This is a genomic window from Mycolicibacterium psychrotolerans (assembly GCF_010729305.1).
Taxonomy (GTDB): Bacteria; Actinomycetota; Actinomycetes; order Mycobacteriales; family Mycobacteriaceae; genus Mycobacterium; species Mycobacterium psychrotolerans.
Genome location: NZ_AP022574.1, coordinates 1,374,966 through 1,395,252, shown reverse-complemented (window position 1 = coordinate 1,395,252; position 20,287 = coordinate 1,374,966). Strand labels below are relative to the sequence as shown.

General features: G+C 69.3%; 19 protein-coding genes. 5 read left to right on the top strand and 14 right to left on the bottom strand.

Annotated elements, in window-relative coordinates:
• Positions 1–28 precede the first annotated feature (28 nt).
• On the top strand, positions 29–928 hold the full coding sequence (locus G6N45_RS06915) for a DMT family transporter (protein ID WP_163721089.1): 900 nt from the start codon (positions 29–31) through the stop codon (positions 926–928).
• Here G6N45_RS06915 and G6N45_RS06910 read toward each other — a convergent pair.
• From G6N45_RS06910 to G6N45_RS06865, 10 genes are all read right to left on the bottom strand, one after another.
• On the bottom strand, positions 885–1,637 hold the full coding sequence (locus tag G6N45_RS06910; protein WP_163721088.1) for a thioesterase II family protein: 753 nt from the start codon (positions 1,635–1,637) through the stop codon (positions 885–887). The genes G6N45_RS06915 and G6N45_RS06910 overlap by 44 nt on opposite strands.
• Positions 1,634–2,179 (bottom strand): hypothetical protein, encoded by a 546-nt coding sequence (locus G6N45_RS06905; protein WP_163721085.1) that lies wholly within the window; start codon positions 2,177–2,179, stop codon positions 1,634–1,636. The genes G6N45_RS06910 and G6N45_RS06905 overlap by 4 nt, the downstream gene beginning before the upstream one ends.
• A 222-nt stretch (positions 2,180–2,401) precedes the next feature.
• A complete protein-coding gene (gene ligD, locus G6N45_RS06900; RefSeq protein WP_163721083.1) occupies positions 2,402–3,451 on the bottom strand; it encodes a non-homologous end-joining DNA ligase in 1,050 nt (349 codons plus the stop codon).
• A gap of 1 nt (position 3,452) precedes the next feature.
• Positions 3,453–4,493, bottom strand: coding sequence for an ATP-dependent DNA ligase (locus tag G6N45_RS06895; RefSeq protein ID WP_163727963.1), 1,041 nt, complete (start codon positions 4,491–4,493; stop codon positions 3,453–3,455).
• Between the two features lie 30 nt (positions 4,494–4,523).
• Positions 4,524–5,609: an acyltransferase family protein gene (locus G6N45_RS06890; RefSeq protein WP_163721081.1), complete on the bottom strand. Its 1,086-nt coding sequence runs from the start codon at positions 5,607–5,609 to the stop codon at positions 4,524–4,526.
• 47 nt (positions 5,610–5,656) lie between these two features.
• Positions 5,657–5,980: a hypothetical protein gene (locus tag G6N45_RS06885; protein WP_163721080.1), complete on the bottom strand. Its 324-nt coding sequence runs from the start codon at positions 5,978–5,980 to the stop codon at positions 5,657–5,659.
• Positions 5,981–6,009: 29 nt separating this feature from the next.
• Positions 6,010–7,659 (bottom strand): acyl-CoA synthetase, encoded by a 1,650-nt coding sequence (locus G6N45_RS06880; protein WP_163721078.1) that lies wholly within the window; start codon positions 7,657–7,659, stop codon positions 6,010–6,012.
• Positions 7,660–7,765: 106 nt separating this feature from the next.
• Entirely contained in the window at positions 7,766–8,032 is a 267-nt protein-coding gene (locus G6N45_RS06875; RefSeq protein WP_163721076.1) for a hypothetical protein, read from the bottom strand.
• A gap of 86 nt (positions 8,033–8,118) precedes the next feature.
• A complete protein-coding gene (locus G6N45_RS06870; protein WP_163721074.1) occupies positions 8,119–8,898 on the bottom strand; it encodes a Fic family protein in 780 nt (259 codons plus the stop codon).
• Between the two features lie 5 nt (positions 8,899–8,903).
• On the bottom strand, positions 8,904–9,941 hold the full coding sequence (locus tag G6N45_RS06865; protein ID WP_163721071.1) for a putative nucleotidyltransferase substrate binding domain-containing protein: 1,038 nt from the start codon (positions 9,939–9,941) through the stop codon (positions 8,904–8,906).
• Between the two features lie 123 nt (positions 9,942–10,064).
• Here G6N45_RS06865 and G6N45_RS06860 point away from each other — a divergent pair, with 123 nt between their 5' ends.
• From G6N45_RS06860 to G6N45_RS06845, 4 genes are all read left to right on the top strand, one after another.
• The gene (locus G6N45_RS06860; RefSeq protein WP_163721069.1) at positions 10,065–11,594 is read left to right on the top strand and encodes an amino acid permease; all 1,530 of its coding nucleotides are present in this window, start codon (positions 10,065–10,067) and stop codon (positions 11,592–11,594) included.
• 35 nt (positions 11,595–11,629) lie between these two features.
• Complete coding sequence (locus tag G6N45_RS06855; protein WP_179965282.1) at positions 11,630–12,700, top strand: ATP-dependent DNA ligase; 1,071 nt, start codon at positions 11,630–11,632, stop codon at positions 12,698–12,700.
• A gap of 71 nt (positions 12,701–12,771) precedes the next feature.
• Positions 12,772–13,584, top strand: coding sequence for an LLM class F420-dependent oxidoreductase (locus tag G6N45_RS06850; RefSeq protein ID WP_264060770.1), 813 nt, complete (start codon positions 12,772–12,774; stop codon positions 13,582–13,584).
• 120 nt (positions 13,585–13,704) lie between these two features.
• Positions 13,705–14,352 carry an MBL fold metallo-hydrolase gene (locus G6N45_RS06845; protein WP_163721065.1) on the top strand — a complete coding sequence of 216 codons (648 nt, stop codon included), beginning with the start codon at positions 13,705–13,707 and terminating at the stop codon, positions 14,350–14,352.
• Here G6N45_RS06845 and G6N45_RS06840 read toward each other — a convergent pair.
• The 4 genes from G6N45_RS06840 to G6N45_RS06825 are packed head-to-tail and all read right to left on the bottom strand — an operon-like array spanning position 14,333 to position 20,159.
• On the bottom strand, positions 14,333–16,033 hold the full coding sequence (locus G6N45_RS06840) for a diol dehydratase reactivase ATPase-like domain-containing protein (RefSeq protein WP_163721063.1): 1,701 nt from the start codon (positions 16,031–16,033) through the stop codon (positions 14,333–14,335). The genes G6N45_RS06845 and G6N45_RS06840 overlap by 20 nt on opposite strands.
• A complete protein-coding gene (locus tag G6N45_RS06835; protein ID WP_163721060.1) occupies positions 16,030–16,359 on the bottom strand; it encodes a diol dehydratase small subunit in 330 nt (109 codons plus the stop codon). The genes G6N45_RS06840 and G6N45_RS06835 overlap by 4 nt, the downstream gene beginning before the upstream one ends.
• Entirely contained in the window at positions 16,356–18,596 is a 2,241-nt protein-coding gene (locus G6N45_RS06830; RefSeq protein WP_163721058.1) for a propanediol/glycerol family dehydratase large subunit, read from the bottom strand. Before G6N45_RS06830 ends, G6N45_RS06835 begins: the two co-directional genes overlap by 4 nt.
• A 9-nt stretch (positions 18,597–18,605) precedes the next feature.
• Positions 18,606–20,159 (bottom strand): APC family permease, encoded by a 1,554-nt coding sequence (locus G6N45_RS06825; protein ID WP_163721056.1) that lies wholly within the window; start codon positions 20,157–20,159, stop codon positions 18,606–18,608.
• Positions 20,160–20,287: the final 128 nt, after the last annotated feature.

The window sequence follows — 20,287 nt, the reverse complement described above, 5'->3', positions numbered from 1 at the left end:
CGGCCGCTGATGCGGTGGCATGGTGGGCATGAGCGTGCGCGGCTGGGTGCTGTTCGCCGCGATGAGTCTCATCTGGGGCATCCCCTACCTCCTCATCAAGGTTGCGGTGGAGGGGGTTTCGGTGCCGGTGCTGGTGCTCGCGCGGACCGCGATCGGCGCGCTGGTGCTGATTCCGCTGACCCTGCGCCGGCAGGCGTGGGCACCGGTGCTGGCGCACTGGAAGCCGGTCGTCGTGTTCGCCTTCTTCGAGATCATCGCGGCGTGGCTGCTGCTCTCCGATGCCGAGCGGCACCTGTCCAGCTCGTTGACCGGCCTGCTGATCGCGGCGTCGCCGATCGTGGCGGCGCTGCTGGACCGGCTCACCGGCGGCGAGCACCGGTTGACCCCTGTCCGGCTGGCGGGCCTCGGTGTCGGACTGGCCGGGGTGGCCGCACTGGCCGGCCCCGAACTCACCGGCGGTAGTGCGTGGTCGGTGACCGAGGTGCTGATGGTGTCGGTCTGCTACGCGATCGCGCCGCTGGTCGCCGCCCGCTACCTGGCCGACGTCCCTACGCTTCCGATGACGGCGGCATGCCTGACGCTCGCCGCTCTCGTCTACGCCGCTCCGGCGGCGGCGACATGGCCCGACGCCGTCCCGGAGACGCGCGTGCTGATCGCGATGGCTGCCCTCGCGGTGATCTGCACCGCGACGGCGTTCCTGGTGTTCTTCGCGTTGATCCGCGAGGTGGGCGCCGCCCGAGCGCTGGTGTTCACCTACGTCAACCCGGCGGTGGCGCTGGCGGCCGGCGTGCTGGTGCTGGCAGAGCCGTTGACAGCGTGGAACGTCGCCGGGTTGGCGCTGATCCTGACGGGGTCGGTGCTGGCGACGCGGCGCAGCCCGGCCGTCAGTCCGGTAGCGCCCGCAGCGTCCGCCCAATCACCTCGATGACGCCCTGCGGCTGCTTCTCCAGGTAGAAGTGGCCCCCGGTGAACGTGTGCACCGTGCCCCCGCCGGTCGTGTGCTCGTGCCACGCCGACGCGTCGGCCACGCTGGTCTTGGGATCGTCGGTCGCGGTCATCACGACGATCGGCGCGGTGATGCCGACGTCGGTGCCGCGGTGGTAGGCCTGCAGCGCCCGGTAGTCGTTGCGGAACGCGGGCAGGAACGTCTCGAGCATCTCGCGGTTCTCCAGCACCCGGGGGTCGGTGCCGCCGAGTTGCCGCATCACCTCGACCAGCTCGCGATCGTCCTTGTGCTCCCGCTCGTCGCCGTAGCGACTCGGCGCGCGCGCCCCGGAGGCGAAGACGGTGGCCGGCGCCCGGCCGGTCCGGGTCTCCATCCGGCGCGCCACCTCGAAGGCCAGCACCGCCCCCATGCTGTGCCCGAAGAAGGCCACCGGTCCGGCCGGGAGGGCGCGGAGTTCGGCGTGCACCTGATCGGCCAGGTCGTCGATGGTCTCGACGAACGGCTCCTTGTAGCGGTCCTGCCGTCCGGGGTACTGCACCGCGTAGACGTCGAATTCGGGCGACAGCGCCCGCGACAGTGGGAAGTAGTAGCTCGCCGACCCACCGGCGTGCGGGAAGCACACCAGCCGCAGGCGCGCGGCCGGTGCCGGGTTGAAATTACGGATCCAGGGGCTGCGCTGGGGATCGGTCATGGTTGCGGCGGCTCGGCGGGTGGCGGTGGCGGTGGCGGTGCGCCCGGTGGTGGCGGTGGGGGCGGCGGCTCCTCCACGACGCGCAGCACATTCGCCGACAACCGCGCGCCCGGCGGCCCCTCGATCTGGACGTCCTTGTAGATCTCCGCCTTCTCGCCCTGGACGGTGAACTTGCCGGGCTGGGGCTGGTTGCCTCCGACGACCTCGTACTCGACGGTGAAGGGTGTTTCCGGGAAGGGATGCAGCCCAACGTATTTGGGTTCGATCGTGTAGGTGTAGACGCACATGCCGGCCGGGTCGCAGGTCTGGGCCGTGACGGTCACCCCGATGAGGAACTCCTTGACCGTGGGCACCGACGGCGGTGGCGGAGCCGGCGGGTTGCGCCGCGGCGCGCTGGCCTGCTGCTGGTCGGACCGGGTGACCAGGACCAGCGACGCGATGCCCACGCCGCTGGCCAGCACCCCGACGATCGCCAGCGCGGCGAGCAGCTTGCGGAAGGTCACCTGGGCAGGGTAACGACTGACTGCAGCCGCCGGCGCCATCGCCCTCGTCGTGCGTCGAATTGATACCGCTCGTCGCGATTGACCGGCGGCGGGATGGGTAGCCGGATAGAAGCGGTGGAGCCGAGAACCGGTTGCGTTCATTTACTCCAACGTCAGATGGCCGTTGGTGCAACTGTGGTGTTAAGCAGTCAGCATCAGACTGGCCGCCGTCGCACCAACTGTGTACACAGACGCAGACGCCCCCGAACGTCCCCCTTGCGGTCAGTCCCCGACCCTGTTGCCCTCATCGTCCCAGTGCGCGGCGACCTTCTTCGAAGGCTGCACCCGGGGCGGTTCGCCCGGCATCTTCGGGTAACTCGGCGGGTACGGCAGGTCACCGAGACCCCGCTCCTCGTCCGCGGCCACCATCTCCAGCAGCCCGTCGATCGACTGGGCCGTGGCGTCGATGCCGGCCCACGGATCGGGTCGGCCGGCCACGAACGCGGGCACGGTGCGGATCGTGTAGTCGTCGGGGTCCGCGGTGCGCAGTTCCTCCCACGTCAGCGGTGTCGATACCGTCGCGATCGGGGTCTTGCGCACCGAGTAGGGCGAGGCGAATGTGCGGTCGCGCGCGTTCTGGTTGTAGTCGATGAACAACCGCTGCCCCCGTTCCTCCTTCCACCACGACGTCGTCACCGCCTCCGGCGCGCGCCGCTCGATCTCACGTGCCAGGGCGATCCCGGCCCGCCGCACCGCGATGAAATCCCAGTCGGTGGCGATCCGCAGGAACACATGCACCCCGCGCCCTCCGGACGTCTTCGGGTAGCCGACCAGACCGAGTTCGTCGAGCAGCGGCTTGAGCACGTCGACCGCGACCGTGCGGGCTTCGGCGAAGCCGGTGCCGGGCTGCGGATCGAGGTCGATGCGCAACTCGTCCGGATGTTCGGTGTCCGGGCAGCGCACCTGCCACGGGTGCAGCGTCACGGTGCCCATCTGCGCCGCCCACGCGATCGCCGAGGGATGGGTGATCTTCAGCGCGTCGGCCGTGCGTCCGGACGGGAAGGTCACGGTGCAGGTCTCGAGGTAGTCGGGATGCTTCTGCGGCACCCGCTTCTGGTAGATCTCTTCCCCCTCAATGCCGTCGGGGAAGCGCTGAAGATGCACCGGCCGATCGCGCAGCAGGGCCACCATCGGGTCGGCCACGGACAGGTAGTACTCGACCAGTTTGCCCTTGGTTCCGTCCTTGCCCAGCTGCGGGAAATACGGCTTGTCGGGGTTGGTCAACCGGACCTTCACCCCGTCGACGTCGAGTTCGGTTGCCGCCATTGCCATGTCAGGAGCTCTCCAGCACGTCGTAGAGGTCGTAGGTGATCGGTACGTCGAGTTGATCGAAGGTGCAGCTGGCCGGCTCGCGGTCGGGCCGCCACCGGAGGAACTTCACCGCGTGGCGGAACCGGTCGCCCTCCATCTGGTCGTAGGCGACCTCGCACACCCGCTCCGGCCGGACCGGGATCCAGCGTTTGTCCGCCGCCGAGTTCCAGCGGCTCGGTTCGCCGTCGCGCACGTCGTCGCCGATGCGCAGCGGCTCCAGGTCGGCGAGCAGGCTCAGTCGCGCCTTGGCGGTGAAGGACGCGGCACCGCCCACCATCTGCAGCTCCCCGTCGTCGCGGTACAGCCCGAGCAGGATCGAGCCGATTCCCTCGCCGCTCTTGTGGATTCGGTACCCGATCGCTACGCAGTCGGCGTCGCGGGCGTGCTTGACCTTCACCATGTCCCGCTTGCCGGGCAGGTAGGCGCCGTCGAGTCGCTTGGCGATCACGCCGTCGAGGCCCGCGCCCTCGAACTCCTGCAACCACCGGGTGGCCAGGTCGGCGTCCTCGGTGGTGCGGGTGACGTGACACCACTGCTTCTCGAAGACCGCCTCGGACAATGCGTTTCGTCGTGTCCGAAACGGATCCTTGAGCAGCGAGGTGTCGCCGACGGCCAGCGCGTCGAAGCCGATGAAGTGCGCGGGGGTCTGTTCGGACAGCATCCTGATCCGCGATTCGGCGGGGTGGATGCGTTGGCTGAGCGACTCCCAGTCCAGCCGCACCCGGCCGCCGATCTCGCGGGGCACGACGATCTCGCCGTCGAGCACGCAGCGCGGCGCGAGTTCGTCGCGGACGGCATCGAGGACCTCGGGGAAGTAGCGGGCCAGGTCCTTACCGCTGCGCGAGAGCAGCACCACGTCGTCGCCGTCGCGGAAGACCAACGCCCGGAACCCGTCCCACTTGGGCTCATAGGACCACGCCCCGGCATCCGCGGGAACGGCGGCCTGCGCCTTGGCCAGCATCGGCTCCAGCGGAGGCAGCACGGGAAGGTCCATGGTGTCCATACTCACGCAGACCCGAGTACCCAGACAATCTCATCGCCCACGCGGGCGGCCGGCATGTCGGGCGGCGACCTCCACCCGGGCGGACACGGCGACGAGAGCCACCAGGACGACGAGTGGGCCCACCAGCCACAACCAGCGCTGCGCCCACCACTGCGCGGTGGGCTCGGCGGGCAGCGTGCCGCCCGACCGTTCGTACACCCACACCACGAGCAGGTAGGCGGTCATGTGCCAGACGAACACGGTCATCGCGACCGCGTTGACCGCCACCACCGGCTTCCACACTGCGGGCCGGCGCAGCAGCCTTCTCGCCACCGGAGTCACGAGGACCAGCAGCCCGAGTTGGAACACCGCCAGGGCCGCGATCGTGGCGTTCGTCGGGAACAGGTTCGACTCGGCGGCGCCCACGGTGGCCACCATCGAGGGCGGAAAGCCGGCGCACAGGGTCAGGACCAGCAGTCCGGCCAGACCCGCCGCGGCGATCGCCGACCGCACCTGAAGCGGCCGGTGGCCGAGATCAGCGCTGCGCCACCAGTACCCGAGCTGGTGGCAGAACACCCACACCAGCGCGGCGGTCGGCCAGGCAGCAGCCTCCAGGCCGGCACCGCGCACCAAGACGGTGCCGCCGGCGATGAGTGCGACCAGCACCGCCAGCACAGTCGGGCCGGCGCGGACGTGCAGCGCCGCGGTGAGCGGCACCAGGGCGATCATCACGCCGTAGACAACGACAAACCACAGCGGCACCAGATAGCCGGGAAACCACTGCCATACCCAGCGATGCGGGCCCGGCAACGCGGCGGCGATCACCTCACCGGCGAGCCAGACCGCAGCCCACGCGGCGGTGGGCCAGAGCAGACGGCGCAGCCGGCCGCCGACGAACCGGGCGGCCGACGTGCCGGTGGCCTGGGCGCGTTCCCAGGCCGCCAGGTTGGCGTATCCACCGACCACGAAGAACAGCGGCATGACCTGCAGCACCCACGTGGCGACCCAGGCGCCGGGCACCGTGTGCACCGGGTTGGGCATCACCAGTGCGCCGTCGGCGGTTCGGTGCGTCACCGAGAGCGTCCAGTGCCACAGCACCACCACCACGATGCACACGGCACGAGCGGCGTCGACCACCCGGTCGCGGGAGTCGGGTGTCGCGGCGACCAGTCGATCGAGCGGCCTCAGAATCCGATACCGATCCCGATGCCGCCGTTGACGGAGACGTCGTCGTCGTGGTTGGGACAGGAGACGTCGACGTAGACGGTCGTGAACGTCTCCGGCGGCGGCCCGGTCAGATCGGGGTTGTGCACGCCGAGCACCTGGCACTCGCCTAGCGGGCGGCTGCTCACGCCGCTCACCCAGTTGATCTGGACGTCGTAGCCCTGACCCTCCAGATCGTCGATCACCGCGGCGGCAGAGCCTGATCCCGGTTCAGCGGCACCCGGCGGCGCAAGCGCCAGCGCGACGAAAGCCGCGGCTACGAGCAGGACACATCGGGCGGGCATGGCTTAATGATGCGCCCTTCCAGTCCCGGCTACTGCGCCGTCACGTCCATCTCGACCAGGATCCGTCGCAGTACCTTGCCGGTGGCGTTGCGCGGCAACTCCTCGACGAACACCACGTCGCGCGGCACCTTGTAACGCGCGAGGTTGTCCTTCACGTACTGCTTGATGGCCTCGGCCTCGGGCGACGCGCCGGGTGCCGGAACAATGAAGGCGCGCAAGCGTTTTCCGAACTCCACGTCGTCGACCCCGACCACCGCGACATCGGAGACATGCTCGTGCTCGACGAGCAGGTTCTCGACTTCCTGAGGGAAGACGTTCTCGCCTCCGGAGACGATCATGTCGTCGTCGCGCCCGTCGACGAACAGCAACCCGTTCTCGTCGAAATGGCCCATGTCGCCACTGGACATGTAGCCGTCGACGATCTGCTTGTGCCTGCCGTCGGTGTAGCCCTCGAACGGCGATCCGCTGCGGATGAAGATCCGGCCCCGCTTCCCGGCGCCGTACACCCGCTGATCGTTCTCGTCGAACAGCACCACCTCGCAGGTCACCGGCGAGCGGCCCGCGGTGCCGGGCGCGCTGCGCAACTCCTGCGGGGTGGCCACGGTCGCCACGGCGCACTCGGTGGAGCCGTAGAGGTTGTAGAGCACGTCGCCGAACGTGTCCTGCACGCGGTGGGTCAGTTCGGGCGTGAGCGCCGACCCGGCGACGACGATGGCCTTCAGCGAGGATGTGTCGTACTTCGAGATCGTCTCCGGCGGCAGTCCGACCATGCGGTGCAGCATGGTCGGAACGGCGATCAGCATGTCGGCCCGGTGGTCGGCGATCAGCGCCAGCGTGCCCTCGGCGGTGAACCGCCGGGTGGTGACGATCTTGTTGCCCAGCGCCGCCCCCACCAGGTACATGGCCAGCCCCGTGCTGTGGAAGATCGGCGAGACGATCACCATGGTGCCCTGCCGGGGAAACGGGATGCGGTCGACCACCTGCGCGGTCGCGAACGGCGACACCTTGGCCCTCGGGGCGCCCTTCGGCAGTCCGGTGGTGCCGCTGGTGAGGATCACGAATCCGCCCGGCTTGCCGGGCGCGGGCAGTGGTTCGGTGGGGTTCGCGGCGACGATGTCGTCGAGGGTCGGCACGCCGGCGGGCCGGTCGGCGCCCTCGTCCACCCAGGTCAGCACACGCGGCAGATCCGCAGGCAACGCATCGAGCAGGCCGAGGAACTCGCTGTCGTGCAGCACCACCTTCACGTTCTCGCGCTCGCAGACCTGCGCGAACTGCGGTTTGGCGAAGCCGGTGTTCATCAGCACCAGCCGGGCGCCCAGCTTGCCGCAGGCCGCCATCGCGATGATGAGGCCGCGGTGATCGCGGCACAGCAGACCCACGACCGACCCTTGGCCGACCCCCATCTGCCCGAGCCCGCGGCCCAGCGCGGTGGACTGGTCGTCGACCTGCTTGTAGGTCAGCGTTCCGCGCTCGTCGACGATCGCAGGCAGCGACGGATACTTGCGGCCGCCCTGGATCACCATCGTGGCCTGCGGCCCGTACACCGCGGCATTCCTCGCGGTTTCCAGCGTGACACCGTTGAACTCGAGGATTCCGGTGTCGTGCAGCCGCTTCAGTGCGTGAACCTTCTCCGCGGTGAGGGCCAACCGTTGGCGGATGCCGGCGATCACGTCTGCCATGTGGTCTCCTTCGAGTCGTCGACCGCCGGCCCCATGGGCGCCCGCGTCTGGACAGTGTGCCAAGGTGTCGTGCGCACGCTGGGCGTTTTCCTCGACCCGGCCCGAATCACCGGTCGGCGCGCAGGTGCCTCACCGTCCCCCGGCACCAGGACCGGAATGCGCGCATTGCCGCCGGTACGTACCGCTCGCCGAGTCGGTCGCCGACGGCCAGCAGCACCAGCAGCGTGGCGAGCAACGTCGCCACCCCCAGCGCGGGATTCAGGGTGGCGGCGACCGCGGTGACATTGAGGCTCACGACCCCGGTGACGACCATGACGGTGACGAACACCGCGGGCCCGACGAACGGGCCGTGATACTTCGGCAGAGTGGGCATGGCGCCTCGCTTTCGTGACGCGGATCGATCACACCCGCGGCCAGTATAACTGAATACTATTTCGTTAATCAAACATCATCTTTAAGTCAGCTCACGGCGCCTTTGAGCAGATACAGAAAGGGCCGGTAACTCACACGACCGTCGCGACGCGCCGGCATGCTGTCGGCCGCCGCCGCGTACCACTCGTGCCGGGTGATCCCGGTCAGGTCGAGCCGGTGACCGCACATCGACGCGATCGCCAGCAGCATCAGCGCACCGGTTCTGCCGTTCCCCTCCCGGAAGGGGTGGATCTGGTTGTAGTCCGCGTACCAACGGGCCAGCTCGTAGGCCAGCCGCGGGGCGTCCCGGCCGGCACCCTCGTCGACCAGCCGGTGCGCGGTGCCGTGCACGTCGGCCATCCTGTCCTCGATCGACGACACCGAGCCGAATACGTCTCGGCCACGCCGCAATTCGACGGCCCTGTACTGGCCGGCCCACCCGTACGCATCGGAGAACAGGTGCCGGTGCATCACTCTCGCGTCGAGCGCCTCGATCGTCGGCGCGCAGAGCCAGCCGACCATCCGACCCGCCGACGCCGTGTACTCCAGGTCGGCCAGCGCATCGGCGGTCGTCACACCGAATTCGTTGCGCAGCAGCGTGGTTCCGGGGATGAGATACGGCGCCGGGCGGCGCAGCCGGATCTTGCGGCGATGCGGCGAGGGCGGCGGATGGCGGGCGCGATGGGTCGCGAGGAAGTCGGCGAACGGAAGGTCGCCGCGGGCCAGAGCGCCCAGCGCATCGACGTGATCGTCGGTGGGGTGCCAGCCCTCGATGCGGTGCACCGCGACCGTGGTCGCCACGGCGTGGGATACGGGATCGCCGGTCACGTGCGCTACCGCTGCGCGAACGCCGAGATCGAGGACAGGTACGACAGTTTGCGCATCACGCCGGACACCTCGCGCGCGACGCTGCGCAGCGCGGCGCGGTCCTGCGGCGACAACTCGCCGAGAGAGATCACGTCCCCGGCGGCCCGCCCGGCCACGAAGGCGGAAACGTTTGTCCGCCAACGGAAACGCATCAGCCAATGGTGACAGTCACCCAGCGTCGCCGCGTCGTCGGTGTCCAGTACGCCGCCGGCCTCGCCGGCCGCGAGCCGCTCCCGGGTGGACAGCGCAGCCGATCCTCCCGACAGTGCCGCCCAACGGGCGATCTTCACGATCGGGTCGATCACGGCGCGCTTGACGTCGACAGAGTCGCCGCCGCTGACGAACAGTTTCAACCGAGAAGGAACCGTTGCCCGCACCGCGGTGGCGTCCTGCACCATCGCCTGCCGTACCGGATAGTGCCGCCCCACCGCCGACACCGCCTGCGCGCGCAGGAAGTCGTCGGCGCAGGCGCCCGGCAGGCCGCTGGCGTCGGCCATCAGCCCGGTCATCACGACGCCGCGGTCCCTCTGGGGCTCGGCGGCCCAGCGCTCGATGCCCTCGGTCCAGCTGCCCCGCCGACGGCAGAAGCGCGCGCGGCCGGCCAGCACGCCGTTCCCGTCGCCGTGGATGCCGCACCCCTCCACCAGGGCGTGTACCTGTGCGGCGCGCACCAGCAGCGCCGCCTTCTCGTCGTCGTCGACCCCGTCGTCGAGCACGATCATCGTCTCCACGTCCGATCCGGGGACCGCCTCCCCTCGGCCCGCGCTGCCCGAGACGAACCATGTCCAGTCCGCCGGTCCCGCCAGCCGGACCCCGGCGGCCAGTCCGTGCCGCAGAACCGTCGACCACGCCGCGGCCAGCGCCGATGCGTGAGCGCGGGACTCCCCGGTGACCGTCGCGGCCGCCCGCTCCATCGCGGCGCGCAGGCCCGCCTCGTCGGTGGCGGCGTCCAGGGCCGCGACGGTCTCGGCGAGATCGCGCCCGGACGGCAGTACCAACGACATGACCGAGATTGTCACCCAACCTGCGCCTGGTCACACAGTCGTGACATCGAGGAAACGGCCAGCACACGAACGCTTTGTACTTTTCTGTCGCACGACAGGAATGTCCGACACCAGGAGCGCTGTATGACCGCCATCGATCCCGCCATCTCCTCCCAGGAGGACGCCTCCACGCTGGAGGAACTCGGCTACACCCAGGAGCTGCACCGCGGCATCGGCGGGTACGCGGCGTTCGCGTCGGGATTCTCCTTCGTGTCGATCCTGACCACGGTGTTCGCGTTCTTCCCGCTCGGCTTCGCGCTCGGCGGCCCCGCGTTCTTCTTCACGTGGCCGATCGTGTTCGCCTGCCAGTTCTGCGTCTGCCTGGTGTTCGCCGAGCTGTCCGGCAAGTTCCCGGTGGCCGGCGCCATCTACCAGTGGTCCCGGCGGCTCGCGGGCAACGCTGTCGGCTGGTTCGCCGGGTGGTTCATGCTGGTCGGCTACATCGTGTCGATCGCCGCACTCGCGATCGCCATGCAGACCGTGCTGCCACCGATCTGGTCGGGCTTTCAGCTCGTCGGCGAGGACATGGACCCGCTCTCGGTCGACGGCGCCACCAACGGCATCATGCTCGGCGCCGTCACGATCGTGCTCTGCACGATCATCAGCGCCGCGGGCGTGCGCTTCATGGCACGGATCACCGTCACCGGCGTGACGCTGGAGATCATCGGCGTCGTGCTGATCATCGGCGCGATGTTCCTGACCGCCGAACGCGGCCCGGCCCAGGCCGTGCTCGACACCGGCGGCCACGGCACCGGGGTGAGCTACCTGCCCGCGTTCCTGGCCTCGATGCTGATGGCCGCCTACGTGATGTACGGCTTCGACAGTGCCGCCGAGCTCAGCGAGGAGACCCGCAACCCCCGCAAGACCGCGCCGAAGGCGATCGTCAACGCGCTGCTCGTGTCGTTCCTCGGAGGCGGCCTGATGATCCTGGCGGCCCTGATGTCGGCCCCCGAACTCGGTGACGATCTGGCGCACGGCGGCATGGCGTGGGTGATCGAGAGCCAGCTCGACACATGGCTGGGCAAGACCCTGCTCGGCCTCGTCGCGGTCGCCATCTTCTCGGCCACGCTGGCCATCCAGGCGTCGGCATCGCGCGTGATGTTCTCGATGGCGCGCGACAACCGGCTCCCGTTCGGTTCGTTCCTGGCGCGGGTCAACAAGCGCACCGGAACGCCCGTCATCACCGGTATCGCGGTCAGCACCCTGGCGATCGCGGTGCTGCTGGTCAATCTCGGGCAGTCGAGTGTGTTCGCCGCGATCGCGTCGGTGTCGGTGGTGATCGTCTACCTGGCCTATCTGATGGTGACCGTGCCGGCGCTGGTGCACCGGCTGCGCGGGACCAGCCTGTCCCACGGCAAGCCGATCATGGACCTGGGCAGGTGGGGGATCCCGGTCAACCTGATCGCCGTGGTGATGGGCGGCCTGCTGGTGGTCAACATCGGGTGGCCGCGCCAGGAGGTCTACAACCCGGCCGGCGACTCGCTGTTCCTGCAGTACTTCGCGGTCATCTTCGTCGCGCTCACGCTCGTCGTCGGCTACGTCGCCTACCGGGTGGTCAAGGACCGCGACGGCGCACCGGACCCCGTCGACGCGCTCGTCGGCCGCAAGGGCTGAGCCTGCGCGGTGCCGGCAGCGCGACAATGGCGGAGATGATGCTGCCTGTGATGCCGCCGGTGTCGCCGATGCTGGCGAAGTCGGTCGCCGAGATCCCGCCGGACGCCTGGTACGAGCCGAAGTGGGACGGGTTCCGGTCGATCCTGTTCCGCGACGGAGATGACGTGGAACTCGGCAGCCGCAACGAACGGCCGATGACGCGTTACTTCCCGGAGATCGCCGACGCGGCACTGGCCGAACTGCCGCAGCGCTGCGTCATCGACGGCGAGATCGTGATCGCTGCCGGCGCGGGACTGGACTTCGAGGCGCTGCAACTGCGCCTGCACCCGGCCGCGTCGCGGGTGCGGATGCTGGCCGAGCAGACCCCGGCGGCGTTCATCGCCTTCGATCTGCTCGCGCTCGGCGACCAGGACCTGACCGCGCTCCCGTTCGACGAACGGCGCGCCGCGCTCGTCGACGCCCTGGCCGGGTGCGGGCCGACGTTCCACGTCACCCCGGCGACCACCGACCTGGCCACCGCTCACCGCTGGTTCGACGAGTTCGAGGGTGCGGGTCTGGACGGCGTCGTCGCGAAGCCGCCGACCCTGCCCTACCAACCCGACAAGCGGGCGATGTTCAAGATCAAGCATCAACGCACCGCCGACTGCGTCGTCGCCGGCTACCGGCTGCACAAATCCGGGCCCGACGCGATCGGGTCGCTGCTGCTCGGGCTCTACGGCGCCGACGGATCGCTGGCGTCGGTCGGCGTCATCGGCGCGTTCCCGATGGCGCGCAGGCGTGCGCTGTTCACCGAGTTGCAGCCGCTGGTGACGAGCTTCGACGAGCACCCGTGGAACTGGGCGGCGCACGTGGATCCGGAGGTGGAGCGCCGCTACGGCGGCGGGTCGCGGTGGAACGCCGGCAAGGACCTGTCGTTCGTGCCGCTGCGCCCCGAACGCGTCGTCGAGGTGCGCTACGACCACATGGAGGGTTCGCGGTTTCGCCACACCGCGCAGTTCAACCGGTGGCGGCCCGACCGCGACCCGCGCTCCTGCACCTACGACCAGCTCGACCGGCCCGTCACCTTCCGCCTCGGTGACATCGTTCCGGGTCTAGGGCCCGCGTGACCGATCCCGGCGAGCAGACGCGAACTCGCGCACATCGCGGCAGATTCGCCCTAGTTCATGTCTGCTCGCGGGTGGCAGTTCCCGGCGTCGTCGCCGCCGCGGAGGAGTCCGGGGCGACCTGGCTGTCTCTCATGGACCATTTCTTCCAGATCGAACCCACCGGCCTGCCCGCCGAGGCGCACATGCTCGAGGGCTACACGACGCTGGGCTTCCTCGCCGCGCACACCTCGACGGTCAGCCTCGGGCTGCTCGTCACCGGCGTGACCTACCGCCACCCCGGCCTGCTCGCCAAGATCGTGACGACGGTCGACGTGCTGTCGGGCGGGCGCGCGGTCCTCGGGATCGGTGCCGCCTGGTTCGAGCGCGAACACCAGGGCCTCGGGGTACCGCTCCCGCCGATCGCCGAGCGGTTCGAGCGTCTCGAGGAGGCTCTGCAGATCTGCGACCAGATGTGGGACCCCGAGAACAACGGGGCGTATCAGGGAAGGCACTACCAGCTCGGCGAGACGCTGTGCTCGCCGCAGCCGATCAACCGTCCGAAGATGCTGATCGGCGGCGGCGGGGAGCGCAAGACGCTGCGTCTGGTCGCCCGGTACGGCGACGCGTGCAACCTGTTCGCGACGTCCACCGACGAGGTCGCGCACAAGCTGGACGTGCTGCGCAGGCACTGCGACGACGCGGGCCGCGACTACGGGTCGATCCGCAAGACCATCACGGTCCACGACCCGTCGCCCGCACCGGACGCCCGCGACGAATTCGTCCGGGCCATGGCCGAATACGCCCGCCTGGGCGTCGACATGGCCATCGTGATGCCGCCCGGCGGGAAGCCGGCGGCGTGGATCGACGGGATCGCGCCGGCGATCAAGCAACTCGCCGAACTCTGAGGGGGACGACCCGGCGAGCAGACGCGAACTCAGACGATATCGGCGAGATTCGCACGACTTTGCGTCTGCTCGCGGGAGCACTATTGACCTGAAGTATCGTTGAGGTTGCAGCCTGAGATCATGAAACAGGTACTCAGCGATCTCCATGAAACCCGCACCGACTCACCATTTCCCGGGCTGACCACCCACGCCTACCTCTGGACACCGGCGAACATCCTGTTCTACTCCCCCGCCACCGACGCCGACTTCGACCACCTCGCCGGCCTCGGCGGCGTCACCCATCACTACCTCAGCCATCGCGACGAGGCCGGGCCCATGCTCGCGCGAGTCGCCGAGCGATTCGGGTCCACCCTGCACGCACCCGCAGGGGACCTCGCCGACATCAGCAGACACGCCCATGTCGACGTACCGGTGACGGGACGCTACACCGACGCGAACGGCATCGAGATCATCCCGACTCCGGGCCATTCCCCGGGCAGCGTCTGCTACCTGGTGCACGGCGCCGAGGGGCGGTATCTGTTCACCGGCGACACGCTGGTGCGCACCGCCGAGGGCGGGTGGTGGGCCGGCTACATCGACAGCTTCCACACGTCCGGCGATGCGGAGAACATCGCCGAGAGCCTGCGTACGCTCGCCGAGCTCTCCCCGGATGTGGTGATCTCCAGTGCTTTTCAGGGCGATTCAGCGGTGCACCGGATCGATCCCGCCCACTGGCGGGGTCACATCGCGCACGCGATCGCGGGCCTTCCTACTGCTGCGCGTACATAGCGACCAGCCCGCGCGCCACCGCGAACCGTGGGCCGTGCACACCGTCGATGTCTGCGCGTCCGACCACGACCCGCAGCGGGCGCAGCGCCTCGGAGACCGTGCGCATCAACTCGTCGTCGAGTGCACCACCGCCGGCCAGCACCAGCGCCGTCGGCGGATCGTCGAACGCGCTCAGGCACCGCGCGATGTTCGCCGCGACGGTCTCCTGCTTGATCGCCAGCCGCAGGCTGCGCCATTCCTCGGCCGCAAGCCGATTGGAGAACGGCACCAGCCCTGCGCTGCCGCGCGTGCACAGCCGGCCGATCGCATCCGAGGACGCCGGCGCGTCCAGGAACACACGTCGCCCGTCCTCCTCGTGCGCGACGTGCGGACCCTCCACCCGCACCGCCGGTGTGCGTTTCACCGTTTCGGCCAGCGCCCGGGGGATACCGAGCACGCGGGCGATCGCGACGGTGATCGACTCCCCCGCCCCCGCCGCGACCACGGTCTGCAAGTCGCCGATCAGATCCACGGTGCCGCCGCCGATGTCACACACCATCGAGCCGGGCGGGAAGCCCGGTGTGGTGCGGGCGCCCCACGCCGCGGCCAGAGGTTCCGAAGTCAGCGTGCGGGCCGGCCGGCCCGTCAACTCGCTCAGCGTGGCCGCCGCGTCGGCGGCCTCCTCGGCGGCCAGCAACGCGACGACGGTGCCCTGCGCATCGGCGACGCCGCGCCGCAGCCACGCGCCGCTGTCGATCGCCGCCAGGTTCGTGAAGAACGCGTCGTGGACCGCCAAGCCCTGCGCCGCGGTCGGAACAGCTTGCAGCCGAACATGTTCGACGATGCCCGGTGCTGAGCGGCGCAGCACCGCGTGCGCCTGCGCGGGCGTGTACCGGACCGTGCGGCCGTCGGCGCGGATGTCGACGTGATCGCCGTCGGGATCGGGTGGGCCTGGCGCATCGGTGCGTGGCGTCACCGCGATCGCCGCCGAATCGGCCAGCTCACGACAGAAGTCGGCGACCTCACGCAGACTCTCGACGGGCAGGCACAGCGCCGCTGACAGCGCGATCGGATCGGCCATCGCACGGTACGCGCGGCCCGCCTCCACCACCTCCACCGCGACCAGCGCTCCCGGCGCCAGCCCCTCGACGTCGACCTCGTCGACCACGGGCACGTCGATCGGAATCCTGTTGCGGATCAACACCGCATCGTCCTGGGCCGCGACCACGCCGACGATCTGCCATCCGCGGTCGACCGCCGTGCCGATCTCCCGCGCCGCCACCTCGAAGTCGGTGGCCGCGTCGACGGACACGACGACGGACCCCGCCGTCGGTGAGGCCGCGAGATCGGTCAGCCGCACGTGGCGCCCGACCCCGTGACCCGCACCCGCCGGGGTGCTCGCATCCGGGCGCCGCAGGCTGCGCACCGGGGACGACGGTGAGTAGGCCGGCGGAATCGGCGCGGTCGCGGTGTCCACGGGGCGCAGCGCCGACAACAGCAGCTCGTCGGTGCGCAGGCCGGCATCGACTTCGATTCTGTGCAGCAGCGCCGCCGCGCCGTGCAGCGATTCCAGGCTGCCCTTGCGGCCGCGGGTGGGCGCCTGCCCGTGCGCGACGGCGCTGACGAGGCCGCCGTCCACCTGGGCCAACAGGATCTCGGTGGTGTGGTTGCCGACGTCGATGCCGGCGACCGTGCGGATCAACGCAGCAGGCCGCGGCGGGCGTAGGCGGCGGCGGCCTGCTCCACCAGGGCCGCGCAGCGCGGTGCACCGCGGTCGATCAGCGAGGTGCGCAGCTCTTCGAGCTCGGCTGCGGTCGACCGGTGGGGACGCAGCGCCTCGTAGAGCGCCATCACCTGTTCGTCGTCGATCGTCGCGAGTTCGGCTGCCCGCCGGAAATTTTCGGCGAGCTGCGGGTTGCCGCCCTCCTCGGCGACGTCTGCCTGCCGGCCCAGCGCGGCCGGATCCATCCGCAGATCGGTCAGCCCGAGCTTGCCGTCGACGGCGTTGCCCACGGTGATCTCGTTCACGGGTGTTCCACCTTCACCGTGACCGGGGCTTCCCCGGGTTCGCACGCTGCGCGTTCGAGTGCCACCAGGGCCACGGCCCGGGCGTGGTATCGGGCGGAGATCGACTCGTCGGTGCCGCCGGTGAAGATCGGCACCGGGGCCATCCCCTTGGCGTGCCGGGCCGCGTTCTTGCCCAGCTCGCGGTACTGCGCGGCGGTGAGCAGCGGTGCCACGCTGAACAACTCGAGGTTCGCCAGCGGGGCGAGGTCGCGGCGGTGGATCAACGCGGTGCCCTTGCCCTGCAACCCGATTCCGATGCCCGACCCGGACAGGCGCGCGGCGGTCAGGCCGATCAGGCCGACGTCGATGGTGGAGCGCACCCGCACCGTGCGCGCGACGCAGCCCTCCTCTTCCAGGCCTGCCGAGATCTGCCGCAGCACCTCGCCGATGGTCAGTCCGCACAGGCTCAGCCACACGGTGGCGCCCCAGGCCGGTGACAGCCCGATGCACACCTCGCGGGGGTCGCTGCCCTGCCGGGCCGGCTCGACGTCGGTCACGATGAGATGACCGCGATGCTCCTCCTGGTCCGCGGTCAGCTCGGCGCTGCTGCGTGCCTGCCGGATCGCGTCGATCTCGGTGCGCCGCGCGTCGCTCAGCGCGTAACCCGTTGCCGGGCCGGTGTAGTCGTTGGGATCGGTGAGCTTGGACAGCACCCGGAACTGCTCGTCGAAGATGGCCGACGTCTGCAACTGGTCACCCTTGAGCCGTTCGCGGGTCAGGGTCGTGATCGCTTCCGCCTCGTCGGTGTAGCCGGTGCGGTGCAGCGAGGCGATCACGTCGAACACCGTCAGCTGCTTGGCCTCGATGGACGCCGCGGCCTCGGCCACGATCTTGGGATGACCCGGCGGCAGGTCGCGGGAACCGTTGGCCGCCACCACCTCCTCCACCCGCCCGTCGTCGTAGTCGGCCAGACCGAGGTCGCGGTAGACCGCCTGAACAGCCTGGGCGGCGCGTCGGCGCACCGCCTCGAGATGTTCGGGAGAGACGGTGCGCAGGCCGCCGTCGGCGCCCCAGTCGCGCTGCAGGACCAGGAAGTCGTCCATGTCGTCGGAGTTGAAGTTCGACAGCGCGAAAGCGTTGTCGTAGCGCGGGATCGACCCGAAGCCCGAGAAGATGAAGTCGGCGCCGGCCAGCAGCACGGGCAGCGTGTGAGCACTGCGGCGGATGTCCGATTCGGAGATCAGGTTGTCGTTGCCCGCGCACGACTCCAGGTCACGCATCATCACCATCAGGTTCTCCGCGAGCAGCTCCTTCATGCCCTCGGGCACCGAGGCCACCACGCCGACCCCGTCGATGCCGCCGTTCTGCACGCCCTGCGATCCGAGCGCCCGGGCCAGCGACACGCACCGCGACTCCAGATAGAGAATCGAGCACTGTTCCGCGGCGCCCATCAGAACTTCGGCCCCGCCGCCGCTGGTGACCCGCATCTTGAGGCCCCGTGAGGCATAGGCCGAGGTGAGAATCGCCTTGCTGAACGGGGTGTCGTCGCCGTCGACGAACACCTGCTCCGTGCCGTAGATCGAGATGGTCTCGGCGTAACTGGTCAGCCCGCGCAGGCCCAGGCGCAACTCGAGGGCCTCCTCGATCGAGCACTGGGCCATCGCACCGGGGGTGCCGACCTGCGACCCGATCAGCAGTGCGACCGCATTTGACGGCGCATCGCCGAGCACCGGCACCGTCGTCTCGACCTCACGGAAACCGTACGCGACGGCGCTGGCCGCGTCGGCGGCGATCAGCAGCGGGTCGTCGAGCTGGTTGGTGACGTGCGCCTGGTTGCTGGGCGTCCGGCGCGCGCGCATCTTCGCCATCGCCATCTGCATCTCGACCGGGGACATCAGCGCGATCACGCGGGCCAGCTTGGCGGGGGTGGTGCCGCCGATCAGCCGCACCACCTCCGCCCGCGGGACGTTGATGTCCACCGCCATCCGCGCCAGCGTCACGTCGTCGAGGGCCATCGCCTCCTCGGCGACCGCGAGATCGATGCCGTAGCGCGCGATGAACTCGTCGATGACGTCGAACTCGCCGGCGCCTTTACCGTCGAGTTCGGTCACCTCCCCGCCACTGATGACCAGTGACGGGGAGGGGTCATGGGGGCTGCGCATCGCGACCAGACCGAGCCGGGCGTCCGGGACGCTGAACCCGTCGAGGTTGACCGGCTTCGAGTTCAGTACCCTGAACCGGCCCAGCTCGTCTGCCACGAAGGCCTCCTACTTGGCGGGCTGCTGATCCCGGACTTCGTTGTCCTCGTAGACGATCCGGCCGATCAGCTCGTACCGGTCCTTGTCGTTGAACTTGAAGTACAGCGCAACCACGGCACCGAGCGCGAACAGTCCGACCACGATCCATGGTGTCAGCTTGAACAGCAACGTGCCCGACGCGGCACCGGCGGCCGCGTCCTTGTGCTCCCACAGCAGGTACACCACGTAGAGCATCCCGATGCCGCCGAGCAGCGGAGCGAGGAACGTCTTGAACCAGTGCGCGCTGGACGGATGGTTCTTGTGGAAGTGGAAGTACGCCACCACCGAGAAGGCGCACAGCGCCTGCACGATCAGGATCGCCATGGTGCCGAGGATCGCGAGCAGTGTGTACATGTGGATGTAGGGGTCCATGCCTGCGAAGAAGAACGCCAGGATCAGTACCGCCGTGATGCCGGTCTGCACGAACGACGCGATGTGCGGCGATCCATGGTGTTTGTGCGTGGCGCCGATGGTCTTCTGCAGCCCGGCGGACAGGCCTTCGCGGCCCATCGCGTACAGGTAGCGCGACGCGCAGTTGTGGAACGCCATGCCGCAGGCGAACGATCCCGTCACCAGCAGGATGTTGAACAGCGTGATGGCCCACTCGCCGTACGTGCTGCGCACCGGGCCGAAGAAGATCTCCGAGCTGGTGTCGGCGCTCTGCGCGAGCTCGATGGACTTCTGCGGGCCGGTGCCCGCGATCGCCATCCAGGACACGAAGATGTAGAAGATGCCGACACCGAGCACCGCGATCATGGTGGCGCGCGGGATGATCCGCTTGGGGTCCTTGGACTCCTCGCCGTACATCGCGGTCGACTCGAAGCCGACCCAAGACCAGAAGGCGAAGAACAGGCCGAGCCCGGCGCTGGCGCCGGCGATCGCCGCGGGCTGGAAGGCACCGATCGGGTTGAGGATCTCCCCGACCGCGAAACCCTGAGGGCCGCCGCCCTTGACGGCGACGGCGAGCGCACCGAGGGACAGCATGAAGATCTCGGTGATCAGGAACACGCCGAGGACCTTGGCCGTCAGGTTCACGTCGAAGTAGGTCAGGATGCAGTTCAGCGTGAGCATCAGCAGGGCCGGGATCAGCCAGTGGACCTGGATGCCGAACTGACTGTCGAACAGGTTCTGGAAGAAGAACGCGAAGATGCCGATCAGCGAGCCCTCGAACACGATGTAGGCCATCGTGATGATCAGACCGCTGGCCATCCCGATGACGCGGCCGAGGCCATGGGAGATGTAGCCGTAGAACGCGCCGGTCGAGGTGATGTGCTTGGCCATCGTCGCGTAGCCGATCGCGAACAGGCCCAGCACGATCGTGGCGACCAGGTAGCCCGCCGGTGCGTGTGCGCCGTTGCCGAAGCCGACCGCGATCGGCACGTTGCCGACCATCGCGGTGATCGGCGCGGCGGTCGCAACGGCCATGAAGATCACCCCGAAGGTGCCGACGGCGTTGCGCTTGAGTCGTTGGACGGAGTCGGGGGCGGTCGGGCGCGGGGCCACGGTTGCGGATTCTTCTGTCATTGACGAATACCTTCCGGATGAAGGAGGACCAGCTCACGGAGGCCGGTCACTGTGGTATAGACCACAATGGCGAAACCTCAGCCATATTGGCACTACCAAAAGGTCTGCGCAAGACCCAATTGGTCATG

Coding starts and splice junctions, on each gene's coding strand:
- ligD (WP_163721083.1), bottom strand. CDS start 3,451: ATGGCAATGGCGGCAACCGAACTCGACGTCGACGGGGTGAAGGTCCGG.
- G6N45_RS06895 (WP_163727963.1), bottom strand. CDS start 4,493: ATGGACACCATGGACCTTCCCGTGCTGCCTCCGCTGGAGCCGATGCTG.
- G6N45_RS06855 (WP_179965282.1), top strand. CDS start 11,630: ATGATGCTGCCTGTGATGCCGCCGGTGTCGCCGATGCTGGCGAAGTCG.
- G6N45_RS06845 (WP_163721065.1), top strand. CDS start 13,705: ATGAAACAGGTACTCAGCGATCTCCATGAAACCCGCACCGACTCACCA.
- G6N45_RS06885 (WP_163721080.1), bottom strand. CDS start 5,980: ATGCCCGCCCGATGTGTCCTGCTCGTAGCCGCGGCTTTCGTCGCGCTG.
- G6N45_RS06875 (WP_163721076.1), bottom strand. CDS start 8,032: ATGCCCACTCTGCCGAAGTATCACGGCCCGTTCGTCGGGCCCGCGGTG.
- G6N45_RS06905 (WP_163721085.1), bottom strand. CDS start 2,179: ATGGCGCCGGCGGCTGCAGTCAGTCGTTACCCTGCCCAGGTGACCTTC.
- G6N45_RS06825 (WP_163721056.1), bottom strand. CDS start 20,159: ATGACAGAAGAATCCGCAACCGTGGCCCCGCGCCCGACCGCCCCCGAC.
- G6N45_RS06860 (WP_163721069.1), top strand. CDS start 10,065: ATGACCGCCATCGATCCCGCCATCTCCTCCCAGGAGGACGCCTCCACG.
- G6N45_RS06910 (WP_163721088.1), bottom strand. CDS start 1,637: ATGACCGATCCCCAGCGCAGCCCCTGGATCCGTAATTTCAACCCGGCA.
- G6N45_RS06865 (WP_163721071.1), bottom strand. CDS start 9,941: ATGTCGTTGGTACTGCCGTCCGGGCGCGATCTCGCCGAGACCGTCGCG.
- G6N45_RS06915 (WP_163721089.1), top strand. CDS start 29: ATGAGCGTGCGCGGCTGGGTGCTGTTCGCCGCGATGAGTCTCATCTGG.
- G6N45_RS06880 (WP_163721078.1), bottom strand. CDS start 7,659: ATGGCAGACGTGATCGCCGGCATCCGCCAACGGTTGGCCCTCACCGCG.